Here is a 12804-nt window from a genome sequence, read left to right as displayed (position 1 = left end):
GTCAGTTCACCCGCACCCGAGGATCGAGGGCCGCCACCAGCACGTCGGACAGGAAGGCGGCGCCCAGGACACAGACGGCCGTGAAGAAGGTCACCGCGGCGACGGAGTTGACGTCGTTCTGGTGGATCGAGTCGACCAGCCAGGCGCCCATGCCGTGCCAGGAGAAGATGCTCTCGGTGAAGATCGCTCCGGTGAACATCGTGCCGAACGCGAAGGCGAAGTACGTGGCCACCGGGATCAGCGCGGTGCGCAGCGCGTGCTTGATGAGCGCCGTCCTGCGCCGCAGTCCCTTGGCCATCGCCGTGCGGACGAAGTCCTGGTTCAGCACGTCGAGCATCATGTTGCGCTGGATGCGGCTGTAGTACGCGATCAGGCCGAGGCTGAGCGAGATCGTCGGCAGGATCAGGTGGTTCAGCCGGTTGACGAACTGGTCCCAGCCCGCCAGCTTGGGGTTGTACTCGCCGGTGTACTCGATCAGCGTGTGCCCGACCCCCTGGTTCAGGTTGTACGTGGCGATCGCCAGCAGCGTGGCCAGCACGAAGACCGGAATCGCCATGATCACGAAGGAGAGCACTCCTGTTAACCGGTCACTGAGCTTGTACTGACGCACCGCGGACCACGCCCCCACCGCCACCCCGACGGCGAAGCCGAGCAGGGTTCCGATGAGCATCAACCGGAGGCTGACCATGATCCGGCGCCCCGCCTCCGCGTTGACCGAACCACCGTTCCACGTCTTGCCGAAGTCGCCGGTGATGACGCCGCCGGCCCAGGTGGCGTAGCGCTGGATGACGGGAACCTTGTCGTTCAGGTTGTACTCGTTCAGGGTCGCGTCGATGGTGGCCTCGGGTACAGGTGGCTGACGGCCTTCGTAAGCGGCGCGCGGGTTCATGGTGGTGGCCGCGAGCATGTAGGCCAGGCTCGCCGCTATGGCGACCAAGATCACATTTATTGCCAACCTGCGGAGCAGGTACTTGCCCATTACTCTCCGTTCGCGCTGACGGGGGACGCGAGCTTCCGGTTGGAGAGGCGGCCCCGCAACGAAAACCCATCTCAGACGTGAAATCCACACGACCCCGAGATGGCGTTCAGCGCGCAGAATATATGTAAAAAAGTAACAGTCAGAAACCGGGCGACATAACGGTCAGGTCACTCGCAATAGCGCCGCGTGCACCTTCCCGGATCCCCGCATACCCCTGCTGACCTGGTCGAACATGTGATCAACCGGCCGTTTCAGCGGTGCTCGGCGCGCGGCTATGTCACAGGATCCGGACAAAGGCAGTTAATTCCCGTGATCCTCATCATGTCTCCGTCGCGGCTGTGAGATCCCTCACGCCAGCTCGGCGAGCTTGGCGGCCACCCTGGCGTAGGAGTCCCGTACGTCGTCGGTCCTGCCGTGGCGGTGCAGCTCCAGCCGGACACCGCCGAGGTGGCGTACTTCGTAGAGGGACGACCGCCAGCTCGCCGCCGGGCCACGGTCCCGCTCGCCGTACGCCTCCCAGAACGCGAGCCGCTCGTCCTGCTTGGCCGCCGCCAGCCGGACGGGCCAGTCGGCCGCCGGGTCGCCCCACAGGGTGCGGTCGAAGTCGAGCACTCCGGTGATGGTCGGCTCGGGGGCGCCGTCGGCGATCATGACGTTGACCGTCCACAGGTCACCGGTGAGCAGGCGGGGCTCGGTGATCTCGTCCAGTACGGCGCTGTGCTCGGCGGCCAGCGCGGCGGCCGAGCGGAGGTCGGCGGCGTCCAGGCCGACGCTCTCCAGATCGGCGGCGATGTCACGCAGCGACGCGATCACGGCGCGGCTCCAGGTGTCGTACACGGGTCCGGCGACGGGACCGAACCCCGGGCCGCGCACCCCGTGGACCGTCCTCGCGATCTCCCCGATCCGCCGGTAGAAGGCCGTCCAGGCCGGGCGCGGGTAGTTCCGCAGGCCGTCGGGGGCGGGCACGCCGTCCAGCAGGGTCTGCACCAGGTAGTCCCGGCCGATCAGGTCGTGCGACCAGTCGGCCGCGAGGACCCGCGGCATCAGCGGGGCGATCACCGCGAGGTGCGGCACCGTGGCGTACTCGTTGCGCATCATCTCCCGCTCGGAGATGAACTGGCGTTCCGGCTCCGGGGCGAACCGCACCACCACCGGCCGCTCCCGGCCCGCGACGGTGACGCGGTAGGTGGTGTTGTACATGCCCAGCCCCAGCTCAACCGCCGACGACACGCGTGCCCCCGGCCCGAAGACGCGGTGGCAGACCGCCTGGATCTGCTCGGGGGTCACGGACTGCTGGAACGCGTTGGGGGGACGCTCGATCGGCTGGAAATCCACCCCGGCTATCTTTCCCCACGAACCACCGCACTCAGGACACCGACGTGCCGCCCACCACGTCAAGCGGCGTACCCATAAGCACGAGGAGTCCATGCGCGGGGTGGTCGATGTTCCTACAGGTTGTAGGCGCGGCGCGCGGTCCCGGCGAAGACGGCGGCCCGCTCGCTCTCCGACAGGCCCGCACACAGCTCGTCCGCCGCCGCGACGACCTGCTCGTATTCCGCGGCGAGCAGGCACACCGGCCAGTCGGAGCCGAACATCACCCGCTCCGCCCCGAACTCCTCCAGCACGATCTCGGCGTACGGCCGCAGGTCGGCCACCTGCCAGGAGGCCCAGTCGGCCTCGGTGACCATGCCGGACAGCTTGCAGTAGACGTTCGGATAGGCGGCCAGGTCCCGGATCAGGCGCTGCCAGGGGTACAGCCGCCCGCTGGCGATCGGCGGCTTGGACAGGTGGTCGAGCACGAACGTCAGCTCCGGCATGGCCGCGACCGTGTCGATGGCGGCGGGCAGCTGGTGCGGCAGCGTCAGCAGGTCGTAGGCCAGCCCGGCGGCGGCCACGGCGGCGAGCCCGCGGCGCACCTCGGGCAGCGCGAGCCAGGCAGGGTCGGGCTCGGACTGCACGCCGTGCCGGATCGCGACCAGCCCGTCCGGCAGCCCCGCCAGCGTCTCGGCGGCGTCGGGCGCGGTCAGATCGATCCACCCCACCACGCCCGCGACCAGGTCGGACTCGGCCGCCAGGGCCAGGAACTCCTTCGTCTCGTCAAGGTCGGGAAGCACCTGGACCAGCACGGTCTGGGTCACCCCTGACGCGGCGGCGGAGGCGGCGAGCTGGTCAAGGGTGAACGTGCGGCGGACGGGCGCCATCTGGTCCGAATCCAGCCAGGCGTGCTCGCGGAGGTCGAGGTCCCAAACGTGGTGGTGGGCGTCGATACGGCTCATGGCGCCCCAGATTAACCACCCTTCTCACCACTTTCCCCGATGTTGTTGTTGAAGGGGGAATGCAGGCGAGCTGCGCGCATGCGGCAGGACTCGATCGTGCGACACAGCCGCAGCAGGAAGGAGTTGCCGCATGCCGTACACACCCGCCGGTGAAAGGCCAGGTCGGTGTCCCGGAACGCGCCGATGTCGCCGTTGCGCGCCGCCTTGGGCATGGCCGCCGTGGACATGGGCACGCGGCAGATCCAGTGGCTCAAGCTCTGAGCACCAGGCTGGATCAACCCTCTTGTGCAGCCGACTCGCGCCCCCACGGCCCCGCGTAGTCGTGGCCGCGAGGCACGCTATTCGCCCGGTTCGTCGAACAGGTCTTGGAGGGTCTGCGCGGTGGCCGCTCGGGTGGCCCACGTCTCGAGCTGGGCAAGGTCGGTGCATGCGGTGATACGGGCGCGGACATCGTCCGGGACGTCGAGACCGCGGGCAGCCAACACAAGCAGCACGACCTTGGCCTCGCCCTCGGCTTTGCCCTCAGCTTTGCCCTCAGCTTTGCCCTTCGTCCTGCCCTCTTCGAGACCGCGACCGAAGTGTTCGCGAGCGAAGGGCGTGTAGACCGGCCAGTCGGTAGACGTCATGATCTCCTCCATTATGTTCCGGACCTCGGGCGCGGCCATGTTGTATGCGTATTCAGTGTACTGCGTAGCGTGTTCAACGTCGGTGTCCGCCAGCGCCGCGTCGAAAGCCTCGACAACCTTGCGATTGCGACCGTGCACCATGACGGACATGGCCGCGAGTGCCAGGTCGTCGGCGGCCTTCTGGGGGTCGGTGATGACAGGGATTCCGTCCGGCCCAAGCACACAGGCCTGCAGGCGGACCGGCCCGGCCTTGATCGGTTGTGAGTAGTAGGCGGCGGCCGCACGATCAGGGCAGATGACCAGGACTGTGACCTCACAGTCCAGCGTCAACCACAGGGCGGCGGCGTAGCGGGCGAGCTGTCGGGGAGCCTTCGACTTGTCCTGCTGAACCTCCACGATGATGGCGTGCACGGGGGCTTGCTTCGGCCCCAGACTGAGGACGAGGTCAGCCTGAATATCGTCGGAGCGCCGCGTATTGAAGGTCCGCTCCTCCTCCTGTACGAGCGGAGTGTCGGGCAGATCCACGCCCAGGAGGTCACGCAGGATCTCCACCGCCAGTTCGAGGCGGTCGTGGAACATCTTGACGAGGGCGTCATGTAGGGGAGACGGCATGACACTCATTGTCACACGTTGAATGCACTAAGTGACGGGCAATTGATCGAACACATGCGAACTCCCGCGCGACTCGTAATGTCCAGACTGCCACGGAAGGCATAGGCGGTGGTGGTAAGCGAGTGTCTGGCGGGTGCGGTGTCGGTGGCGAAGGGAGTGGTGGCGGTATGAGAGGGATGGAAGGCGGCTGGGGCATCGGTGGGATGGTGGGCGGGTTTGACGGGGCGCTCACCGGGGGCACTGTGGCGGCAGGCGACGGGACCGACGCCTCGGGAGGGTACGGCGGGAAGGCGGCGCCACGGCCGGTGGCTCCCGTGAACCAGGAGTCGGCGGCCAAGTTCGGTCCCGAGTACAAGACCCTTCCGCCCGCCGTCGTCGGCGTCGACATCGAGCCGCTGATCGGCATGAACACCACCGAGGACATCGAGGCCAGGCGCGCGTTCCTGGCCGGCTACGTCTGGAAGGGCGCCGGCAGGCCCACGACCCTGCCCGCCGTCGAGCAGGGCGTGGCGGCGCCGGAGGAGCTCAAGGACATCACCGGCGTGCGCCGGATCGACCTGCTGACGGTCCGGCTCAGGTATCAGGTCACGGCCAAGGTGTACGACCTGCTCCCCCGCAAACCCTGGAACCACCGCCTGGCCCTCTACCACAACGGCCACGGCGAGCCCCCCGAGTCCATGATCCGCACGGCCCAGGCCCTGCTCGACCGGGGCTACCGCGTCATGGCGTACGCGATGCCCTTCCACCACTGGAACGCGCAGGGCATCGAGGATCCCGACCACCCCGGCACGATGTTGCCCCCTCCCTCGCACCGCGAGCTCGCCTCGTGGGAACGACCGGAGTTCTCCACGCTGACCTTCTTCCTGGAGCCCCTCACCGTCACGCTCAACTACGCGGAGCAGACCTATCGCCCCAGATCGGTGGAGATGATCGGGCTGTCCGGGGGCGGCTGGACGACGACCGTCTATTCAGCCCTCGACCCCCGCGTCACCCGCAGTTATCCTGTGGCCGGCTCGCTGCCGTTCTTCCTGCGAGCGGCCTCGCCGAAGCCGGGCCCCACGATCGGCGACTTCGAGCAGACGAAGGAGTCGTTCCCGGGCTTCTACGCCGCGAGCTCCGACGACTTCCTCGACATGTATGTCATGGCGTCGATAGGCGAGAACCGGGGCCAGCTACAGATACTCAACCGCTTCGACAAGTGTTGCTTCAACGGCGTGAGCCACCGCGTCTACCAGACCCCGGTACGCGACCGGGTACGGCTCATGGCCGGCGGGCGGCCCGAGCGGGGACGGTGGGACCTCCTGGAGGACGCCACGCACGACGACCACACCATCTCCCCTTACGCACTCTCCGTCATTCTGTGGGACCTCGACACGGGAGATATCACAACCTGATCGTGGCCTGGTGCCCGCGCATTTCGCCGCGCGCTTGCGGGGTGGTGGGGGACGCCGCGGGCGACAACCACGACGTCGTAGCCGCGCTGGGCTCGGCCGGCGCCACCTATCTGGACGCCACGCTGATCGGCGGCGAGGCCTGCCGGCCACCGTGAAGGCGGTGCGGCGGCGGCCGGTGCGGGTGGCGGTGGAGGCCGTGCCCCCACCGCCACCCGCAGGCCCCGGGAAGCGTGCGCCCCCGTCTCAGGACGCGGCGGCGGGGTCCGGGGCGTCGAACAGGGACGCGCTGTGCTCCACCAGCATCGCCCTGCCCTTGATCTCCGAGACCGTCTCCGGGCCCGCGATCCCGTCCTGGCCGGGCAGCTGGCCTGCGCCGCCCTCCGGACCGAGCGGCACGAGGATGACGGTCGGCCACCGTTCGTAGGCGGCCGGCTCGCCCTCCCCGGTGATCAGCGCGCGGATGTTCGCGGCCACGAGCTCACCCTGCGCGCCCGCGAACCCCGCCATGTTGAGGTCGGCGTCGGCGATGTCGCCGATGGCGAAGACCCGGTCCTGACCCCTGACCCGCAGGTGCTCGTCCACCCGGACGTACCCGCGCTCGTCGAGGGCCTCGGCGAGCGCCCCCCGCAGGTAGTCGGTACGCGGGGTGACGCCGAAGCAGCGGAACCAGATGTCGGCCGTCAGCTTGTCCCCCGCCTCGGTGGCGACGGCGACCGGCCCGGCGGTGGCGGGCGGGGTGCTGGGAAGGTCCCGCAGCGGGCTGCCCAGCTTGAGCTCCACGCCCAGGTCGGTGAGCTGCCTGCGCAGTTCCTCGCGCAGCTCCTGGTCGTACGCGCCGGGCAGGATGTCGGGCGAGACGTCGGCGAGGATCACGTGCTTGCCGGGGAAGGACGACTTGATCTCCCCGGCCAGCTCCAGCCCGACCGGCCCGGCGCCCACCAGCAGCACCCGGTCCGCCCCCGCGAGGGCCGCGTGCGCGTCGCGCGTCCTGGCCTTGGACTGCTCGGCGTCCGGCACGTCGCTCTTGGCCGGGAACGGGTAGGACGAGCCGGTCGCCAGGACCAGGTAGTCGGGTTCGAGCCGCTGCCCCGAGGCCAGCGTCACCTGGCGGCCGTCCACCGCCACGGCACGGTCCCGCAGGAAACGGCCGTGGTTCAGCAACCGGCGGTACGGCAGGAAGATGCGATCCAGCCACTCCGGCTGCACCAGCGCCCGCAGGGCGGCGACGTTCAACATGAAGGCGTCGGACGGGTCGACGAGGGTCACATCCGCCACGTCATCCAGCAGCTTGGCGGCCTTGAACCCGCCGTAGCCGCCACCCAGGACGACGACGCGGGGCCGTGCGGCAGCGTTCTCGACCATCTCTGTCTCCTTGCTAGTAATCGAGGTGCGGCTACGTTATTCCTATCCACTAGGAAAATCAAAGTAGCAGTCAATCTGCTAGTTTGGGTCCATGACGACGCCACCTTCGCAGCAGGCCGTCGAAGCCTGCGTGCGCGGCGATGTCGCGCTGTCGCGGGCCTTCGCCGTGCTCGGCAAGCGCTGGAGCGGCATCGTGCTCGGCAGCCTCCGGGCGGGTCCCGCCGGGTTCCGCGAGCTGTCGCGGTCGATCGTCGGGGTCAGCGACTCGGTCCTCTCCGACCGGCTGTCCGAGCTGGCCAAGGAGGGCCTGATCGCCCGCACCGTCGACCCGGGACCACCGGTCTCGGTCTCCTACGCGCTGACCGCCGCCGGCACCGCCCTCATGCCGGCCCTCGACCAGCTCTCGAAGTGGGCCGAGGAGCACCTGCCACCGGACCAGAGCTGCTAGGCGGCCCGCCGAAAATCGGACCCTGGTTAGCAAATAGCCCGATATCCACCGCTCCGGCGCGGGTACGTTCCCACAGAGCCTCTCTCTAGCCTGCGAAGGAAGTGGTTCCCCGTGCTCTACCTCTTCGGCTTCGAACGGATCGGCGTGGCCGTGAGCGACATCTACTTCGTGGACCCGGAGCCCGCGAAAGGGCAGGAGGGACCGGAGCGGGGCGTACGCCTCGAACTCCGCCTGATCCAGCCCGGCGAGCTGAAGGGTTCCATCTACTCGGCACGGCCCATCACCATCGAACGGCCCGTGTGGCGGGTCGACCTGCTGGAGTCGGTCGACGGCACGCCGGGCAGCTTCGACCGTACCCACCACCACCCCGGCATCGACGGATGGGAGCCGGGGCGGCGGGTGTTCGACAAGGGGCTGTCCGCCGATCCGCTGAGGTGGCTGGCCGAGCGGCTGGCGGACCTCGAAGGCGTGCTCGAACAGGCCGGGGTCAAGAGCGACGAGGTGACCCCGGCGGACGTGAGCGGCCTGCGCCACCACGCGCCGGAGATCGTCGAGACGGTGAGCCGCCTGCTCGTCAGCGTACGCGCGGGCAAGAGCGACCCGCCCGACGCCGAGTCGGCCACCGACCTTCGCGCAAGCTGGCTCTGACCCCTGACCCCCTGACCCCCTGACCCCACCCAAGGAAACCTCCCCCGGCCGGCTCCCCCGGCCGGGTTTCTTCTCGCCGGACAGGGATTGCGTATCGTCGGCAGGGTGACGACGATGACGCGCGCCGCCCTGGTGGTCGTCGTGGTGCTGGTGCTGCTGCTCGGCCTGCTCTGGCTCTTCCAGCGCAACCTCGTCTACCTCCCCGACCGCACGCGGGTGCCCCCGGCCGCCGAGGTGCTGCCAGGTGCGCGCGACGTGTCGTTCACGACGAGCGACGGGCTCCGGCTGGCGGCCTGGTTCCTGCCCGGCGAGCACCCGGTGACCGTGCTGGTCGCGGGCGGGAACGCGGGCAACAGGTCGCACCGCCTCCCGCTGGCCCGCGCGCTGGCGGCGCACGGCCTGCCGGTGCTGCTCATGGACTACCGCGGATACGGCGGAAACCCGGGCACCCCCACCGAGGAGGGGCTGCACCGCGACATCCTGGCGGCCCGCGCGTTCATCGGGGACTCCCGGGTCGTCTACTTCGGCGAGAGCCTGGGCGCGGCGGTGGCGACCAGGCTCGCGCTGGAGCGCCCGCCCGACGGGCTGGTGCTGCGCTCGCCGTTCACCGACCTGGCCGCCGCGGGCCGGGCCAACTACCCGTTCCTGCCGGTCAGGGCGCTGCTGTGGGACCGCTTCCCGGTCGCGGACAACATCGCCGCCGTCCGGGTCCCCACGGTCATCGTGTACGGCACCCGCGACACGATCGTCCCCCCGGGCCTGAGCAGGGCGGTGGCCACCGCCGCCGGAGGTCAGGTGACGACCGTCGAGGTGCCAGGAGCGGGCCACAACGACCTGGTCCTGCTGAACGGCCCGCAGCTCATCGGCGCGGTGACCGACCTGGCCGATCGGATCGCCCGATCTCCCTAGCTCGGCGGCACGGTCGGGTGGCCGCGTTTCCGCCCGCCTGGCGCAGGTGAGAGCGGCAGTCAGCGCGTGATCCCCGCTGGCTCGGGCCAACTCGCCAACCGTACAATTCGGCGGTGAAATCCTTACGTGCCGCCGTGGCCGCGGCGGTGGTGGCGGTGGTGGCGGGGGCCGCGTTCCTGCTCCTCCGGGACGGCACCGCGCAGCCCGCCCGCGACCACCTGACGGTCGGCGCGACGTCCACCCGCCCGAGCGTGCTCGTGGACGTGCGGGGCGCGGTTCTCGAGGAGTTCTCCGACAGTTGCGGGACGAGCCGGTATCCCTACCTGTGCGCGCGGGTGCGGAGCGAGCTGCTCGCGGCGGACGCGGGGCTGCTCACCCGCGGCGGGCTGACCATCAGGACCACGGTCGACCAGCGCCTGCAGCAGGCCGCCCAGCAGGCCGTCGATCGCTACGTCGGCCGCGACGACCCGCAGGTCGCCCAGCAGGCGATGATCGTCCCGGGCAGCGGCGAGATCAGGGCGATGGCCACCAGCCGGGACGAAGGCCGGCCCCTTCAGCAGGGCGGCACGGCGATGGTCTACCCCCTGGTCGCCGCCCTGGAGCAGGGCCTGCGCCAGGACGACGGCTTTCCCTATTCCGACCGTTATCAGGCCCCCACCTACCAGGCGTTCAAGAACTGCAAGGGCGAAAACGTCGGCGACCCGGCACACTCGGTCGTCAACGAGGAGGGCGATCACGGCGAGTTCACCACCCTGCGTTCGGGGACGTGGACCGCGGACAGCACGTTCTTCCTGAAACTGACGGAGCGGGTGGGCCTCTGCGAGACCGTGGAGGCGGCCCGGCGGCTCGGCCTTGAACGGGCCGACGGTTCGCCGCTCATCGAGTTCGAGACGTTCGTGTTGGGGAACAACGAGGTGGACCCGGTCTCGGTCGCCACCACCTACGCCACGCTCGCCGCCCGGGGGCAGCGCTGCGCGCCGCGGGCGGTCACCGAGATCCGGAACGGCTCGGGCGTCGTACGGTCCTTCCCGCCGCGCTGCGAGCAGGTGCTCGACCAGGCGGTAGCGGACGCGGTCACCGGCGTGCTGGCGGAGGCGCTGGACCGGAGCCCGCTCAAGAGCCTCGGCCGGGACGCGGCGGGCATGATCGGCACGGCCGACGACCACGCTGCCGCCTGGTACGCGGGCTACACCCCCGACCTGGCCTCCGCGGTCGGCCTGGGCGGGACCCTGACGGAGAAGATGATCGACGTCACCATCGGCGGGCGGCGCTACCCGTACGTGGACGGCCTGTCGATCCCCGGCCCCATCTGGCGGGACTCGATGGCGGCCGCGCTGGAGGGTACCCCGGCCTCGGCCTTCACCAAGCCCGACCCCGGCCGGTTCGGCGGCTGCCGGACCGCCTGCGCCGCCCAGTGAAGAGGGGTCAGAGCGACTGCCAGGTGGACTCCGTGACCCGGCACGGCCCGCCCTCGTGCACGTGCAGCCGCACGGCCGGCAGGTCCAGGCCGATCGTGGCGAGCGTCTCCCAGCGCTGGTTGAGCGGCTGGGTGAGGTCCGGGTGGGCGCAGACCGGCGCATTGTCGGGCCCGTGGCTGAGCAGGGCCAGCGCCCGCGTGGTGAGGTCCTCGCCGGCGAGGCGCTCGACGTTGGCCTGTAGGTGCCGTTGCCTGTCGTAGGTGCTCGGGCGGTCGGTGGCGTGCCGCTCGCCGGCCGCCAGCGCCGGGTCGAGGAAGTGGTTGCAGTGCAGCAGCACCCCGTCGGCGCCGGGCGGCACGACGGCCACGCCGGCGGGGGTGATCTCGATCGCCGCGGCCTCCGTGGCGGTCACGACCGTGATGACGGTCGAGGCCGAGACCGTGGCCGAGCGGGCGATGCCCACCGCCTCGGCCACCGTGGTCGCCTCGTCCAGGATCCGGCGGGCGATCAGGTGCACGGGCACGCCGGGATCGGCGGAGTCGGTGTCGTGGTGCAGCATGTTGAAGTGCACGCCCAGCCCGGCGCTGTTGACGCCGATCTTGGCCAGCGCGCCTGCCTCGGTGAACGTACGGACCACGTGGCCGGGACGGGGTGACAGCTCCCACAGCACGGGGGCGTCGCGCAGGTGGTCGTGCCAGTCCCAGGTCTGCACCGTGCGCGGCGGACGTCCGCCGCCCGGCAGCACGACGGAGGTGGAGCACTCGCCCTCGCCGGCCGCGTCGGCGGCGGCCAGGATCTCGGTACGGGCGTTGACGATCGCGACCTGCCAGGGCTCCAGCCCGGCGCCCGCCGCGATCCCGGCGATCTCCTCGGCCAGCCACGGGGCCCAGGCGTCGCCGCGGTCGAGCGCCTGCTCGCTCCAGGCACGCACCTGCGCCGGGCCGGCCCCGGCGAGGGTGAACAGGTCGGTGTAACCCTTGATGTTGGCGACGATCCGCTGGCGCAACTGGGTGCCCAGCTCCTTGCCGCGGGCGTGGGGCTCGGTCTGCGTCGAGGTGAAGGTGGGAAAAGTCATGAACATCCATCGGGTCGGCAGGGCCTTCGCGGATTGATCACTACCCGGCCCGCGCGCCCGTGAACCCGATCATGCGGAACCCGCGGCCAGGGCGCGGCTTTCATGACTGAGGGGGCCGGAGAGGATCACCCTCCGGCCCCCTCGGCTCCCTGCCGATCAGCTGAAGATCACGTCACTGCAGAAGTAGTAGGTCTGGTCCATGTGCGAGGCCTTCCAGATCGTGTAGACCACGTGGCGGCCGGTGCGGGACCCCTTGCTGATGCTGTCGATCGCGTACGTGCCGGCGGGCGCGTACCTGGGCGTCTCCCTGACCAGCTCCAGGTGGTTCCAGCCGAGCCGGGTGGTCGTCGCGTCGTAGCCCTGGCGGGTGATGTAGACGCGGATGTAGTCCGCGCCGTGGTACGCCTGGTCGGTCAGCCGGATGTTGAAGGTGCTGCCGAGGGTCGTCGCCGTCCACGCGCCCGGCGTGTCCATGGAGCGGTAGCGGCCGCCCTGGCTCTGGCCGGCGCTGCAGAGCTGGCCGTTGGGGATCGCGGCCTGGTGGTTGCCGCCGACGTTGTCGCGGTAGAGGCCGTTCCAGTTCCACATGGCGTTGGTGTTGTCCTGCCAGGCCTGCCAGCACATCGGGTCGCGCTGCTGCATGGTCGGGTTCTGGAAGTCGCTGCCCCAGCGCAGCCAGCAGCCGTAGTTGCGGGAGGCCGGGTCGACGACCGAGCCGTGCGCCGTCGCGTTGCCGGACAGCGGGAGGACGATGATCATCGCCGTGGACAGCAGCAGAGCCAGGGCACGGTACACCCGGCGGTGTGGTGCGACTTGGGGCATGGCGGTCTCCAGGTTTCCGGTCAGGGGGTCCGGTCAGGGGGGAGCGCTCCGCTCCGGCGACGGTATCTGACTCCCCAAATCCCGGACAAATGACGCCCTGATGTCAACGCGCCGTCCCGCTCCGTGCGCCCTGGTCGACGTACGCGATGAGCAGCGGAAAGGGCTTTCCCAGCCCCCGCCCCAGGCACTGAAACTTTCAACCCCAGCCCGAAACTTGAACGCCTGCCAAGGGACG

The 12804-nt window shown here is 70.0% G+C and carries 13 protein-coding genes; 5 read left to right on the top strand and 8 right to left on the bottom strand.

The window, feature by feature from the left end:
* Position 1 precedes the first annotated feature (1 nt).
* The 5 genes from BLS95_RS02045 to BLS95_RS02025 form a co-directional block, all read right to left on the bottom strand.
* Entirely contained in the window at positions 2-979 is a 978-nt protein-coding gene (locus BLS95_RS02045) for an ABC transporter permease (protein WP_090928447.1), read from the bottom strand.
* Positions 980-1327: 348 nt separating this feature from the next.
* Complete coding sequence (locus BLS95_RS02040; RefSeq protein ID WP_090928445.1) at positions 1328-2314, bottom strand: phosphotransferase family protein; 987 nt, start codon at positions 2312-2314, stop codon at positions 1328-1330.
* Between the two features lie 113 nt (positions 2315-2427).
* The gene (locus BLS95_RS02035) at positions 2428-3255 is read right to left on the bottom strand and encodes an amidohydrolase family protein (RefSeq protein WP_090928443.1); all 828 of its coding nucleotides are present in this window, start codon (positions 3253-3255) and stop codon (positions 2428-2430) included.
* Positions 3256-3266: 11 nt separating this feature from the next.
* Positions 3267-3509 (bottom strand): FCD domain-containing protein, encoded by a 243-nt coding sequence (locus tag BLS95_RS02030; RefSeq protein WP_143043553.1) that lies wholly within the window; start codon positions 3507-3509, stop codon positions 3267-3269.
* 84 nt (positions 3510-3593) lie between these two features.
* Complete coding sequence (locus tag BLS95_RS02025) at positions 3594-4502, bottom strand: RpnC/YadD family protein (protein ID WP_245764761.1); 909 nt, start codon at positions 4500-4502, stop codon at positions 3594-3596.
* A gap of 158 nt (positions 4503-4660) precedes the next feature.
* Here BLS95_RS02025 and BLS95_RS02020 point away from each other — a divergent pair, with 158 nt between their 5' ends.
* Entirely contained in the window at positions 4661-5887 is a 1227-nt protein-coding gene (locus BLS95_RS02020) for a hypothetical protein (RefSeq protein ID WP_143043552.1), read from the top strand.
* A 243-nt stretch (positions 5888-6130) separates the two neighbouring features.
* Here BLS95_RS02020 and BLS95_RS02015 read toward each other — a convergent pair whose 3' ends face one another.
* Positions 6131-7249: an NAD(P)/FAD-dependent oxidoreductase gene (locus tag BLS95_RS02015; protein WP_090928437.1), complete on the bottom strand. Its 1119-nt coding sequence runs from the start codon at positions 7247-7249 to the stop codon at positions 6131-6133.
* A 91-nt stretch (positions 7250-7340) separates the two neighbouring features.
* Here BLS95_RS02015 and BLS95_RS02010 point away from each other — a divergent pair, with 91 nt between their 5' ends.
* The 4 genes from BLS95_RS02010 to BLS95_RS01995 all read left to right on the top strand — a co-directional run bounded on the left by BLS95_RS02010 (position 7341) and on the right by BLS95_RS01995 (position 10672).
* Positions 7341-7697: a winged helix-turn-helix transcriptional regulator gene (locus BLS95_RS02010; protein WP_090928436.1), complete on the top strand. Its 357-nt coding sequence runs from the start codon at positions 7341-7343 to the stop codon at positions 7695-7697.
* A gap of 111 nt (positions 7698-7808) precedes the next feature.
* Positions 7809-8345 carry a hypothetical protein gene (locus BLS95_RS02005; RefSeq protein WP_090928434.1) on the top strand — a complete coding sequence of 179 codons (537 nt, stop codon included), beginning with the start codon at positions 7809-7811 and terminating at the stop codon, positions 8343-8345.
* A gap of 114 nt (positions 8346-8459) precedes the next feature.
* Positions 8460-9254, top strand: coding sequence for an alpha/beta hydrolase (locus tag BLS95_RS02000; RefSeq protein WP_090928432.1), 795 nt, complete (start codon positions 8460-8462; stop codon positions 9252-9254).
* Positions 9255-9367: 113 nt separating this feature from the next.
* Positions 9368-10672 carry a hypothetical protein gene (locus BLS95_RS01995; protein ID WP_143043551.1) on the top strand — a complete coding sequence of 435 codons (1305 nt, stop codon included), beginning with the start codon at positions 9368-9370 and terminating at the stop codon, positions 10670-10672.
* Between the two features lie 7 nt (positions 10673-10679).
* Here the strand turns inward: BLS95_RS01995 and BLS95_RS01990 are convergent, their stop codons facing one another.
* Both BLS95_RS01990 and BLS95_RS01985 read right to left on the bottom strand, forming a co-directional pair.
* Entirely contained in the window at positions 10680-11747 is a 1068-nt protein-coding gene (locus tag BLS95_RS01990) for a C45 family autoproteolytic acyltransferase/hydrolase (protein WP_090929136.1), read from the bottom strand.
* A 156-nt stretch (positions 11748-11903) separates the two neighbouring features.
* Positions 11904-12569, bottom strand: coding sequence for a lytic polysaccharide monooxygenase auxiliary activity family 9 protein (locus tag BLS95_RS01985; RefSeq protein WP_090928428.1), 666 nt, complete (start codon positions 12567-12569; stop codon positions 11904-11906).
* Between the last annotated feature and the right edge of the window lie 235 nt (positions 12570-12804).

Source organism: Nonomuraea jiangxiensis, from assembly GCF_900099965.1.
Classification (GTDB): Bacteria; Actinomycetota; Actinomycetes; order Streptosporangiales; family Streptosporangiaceae; genus Nonomuraea; species Nonomuraea jiangxiensis.
This window is presented reverse-complemented; position numbering and strand designations above follow the sequence as displayed.

What these genes read in the sequence shown, in the direction of transcription:
- BLS95_RS02045 (WP_090928447.1), bottom strand. Translation starts at nt 979, where the DNA reads ATGGGCAAGTACCTGCTCCGCAGGTTGGCAATAAATGTGATCTTGGTC.
- BLS95_RS02035 (WP_090928443.1), bottom strand. Translation starts at nt 3,255, where the DNA reads ATGAGCCGTATCGACGCCCACCACCACGTTTGGGACCTCGACCTCCGC.
- BLS95_RS02025 (WP_245764761.1), bottom strand. Translation starts at nt 4,502, where the DNA reads ATGAGTGTCATGCCGTCTCCCCTACATGACGCCCTCGTCAAGATGTTC.
- BLS95_RS02020 (WP_143043552.1), top strand. Translation starts at nt 4,661, where the DNA reads ATGAGAGGGATGGAAGGCGGCTGGGGCATCGGTGGGATGGTGGGCGGG.
- BLS95_RS02015 (WP_090928437.1), bottom strand. Translation starts at nt 7,249, where the DNA reads ATGGTCGAGAACGCTGCCGCACGGCCCCGCGTCGTCGTCCTGGGTGGC.
- BLS95_RS02010 (WP_090928436.1), top strand. Translation starts at nt 7,341, where the DNA reads ATGACGACGCCACCTTCGCAGCAGGCCGTCGAAGCCTGCGTGCGCGGC.
- BLS95_RS02000 (WP_090928432.1), top strand. Translation starts at nt 8,460, where the DNA reads ATGACGCGCGCCGCCCTGGTGGTCGTCGTGGTGCTGGTGCTGCTGCTC.
- BLS95_RS01990 (WP_090929136.1), bottom strand. Translation starts at nt 11,747, where the DNA reads ATGACTTTTCCCACCTTCACCTCGACGCAGACCGAGCCCCACGCCCGC.
- BLS95_RS01985 (WP_090928428.1), bottom strand. Translation starts at nt 12,569, where the DNA reads ATGCCCCAAGTCGCACCACACCGCCGGGTGTACCGTGCCCTGGCTCTG.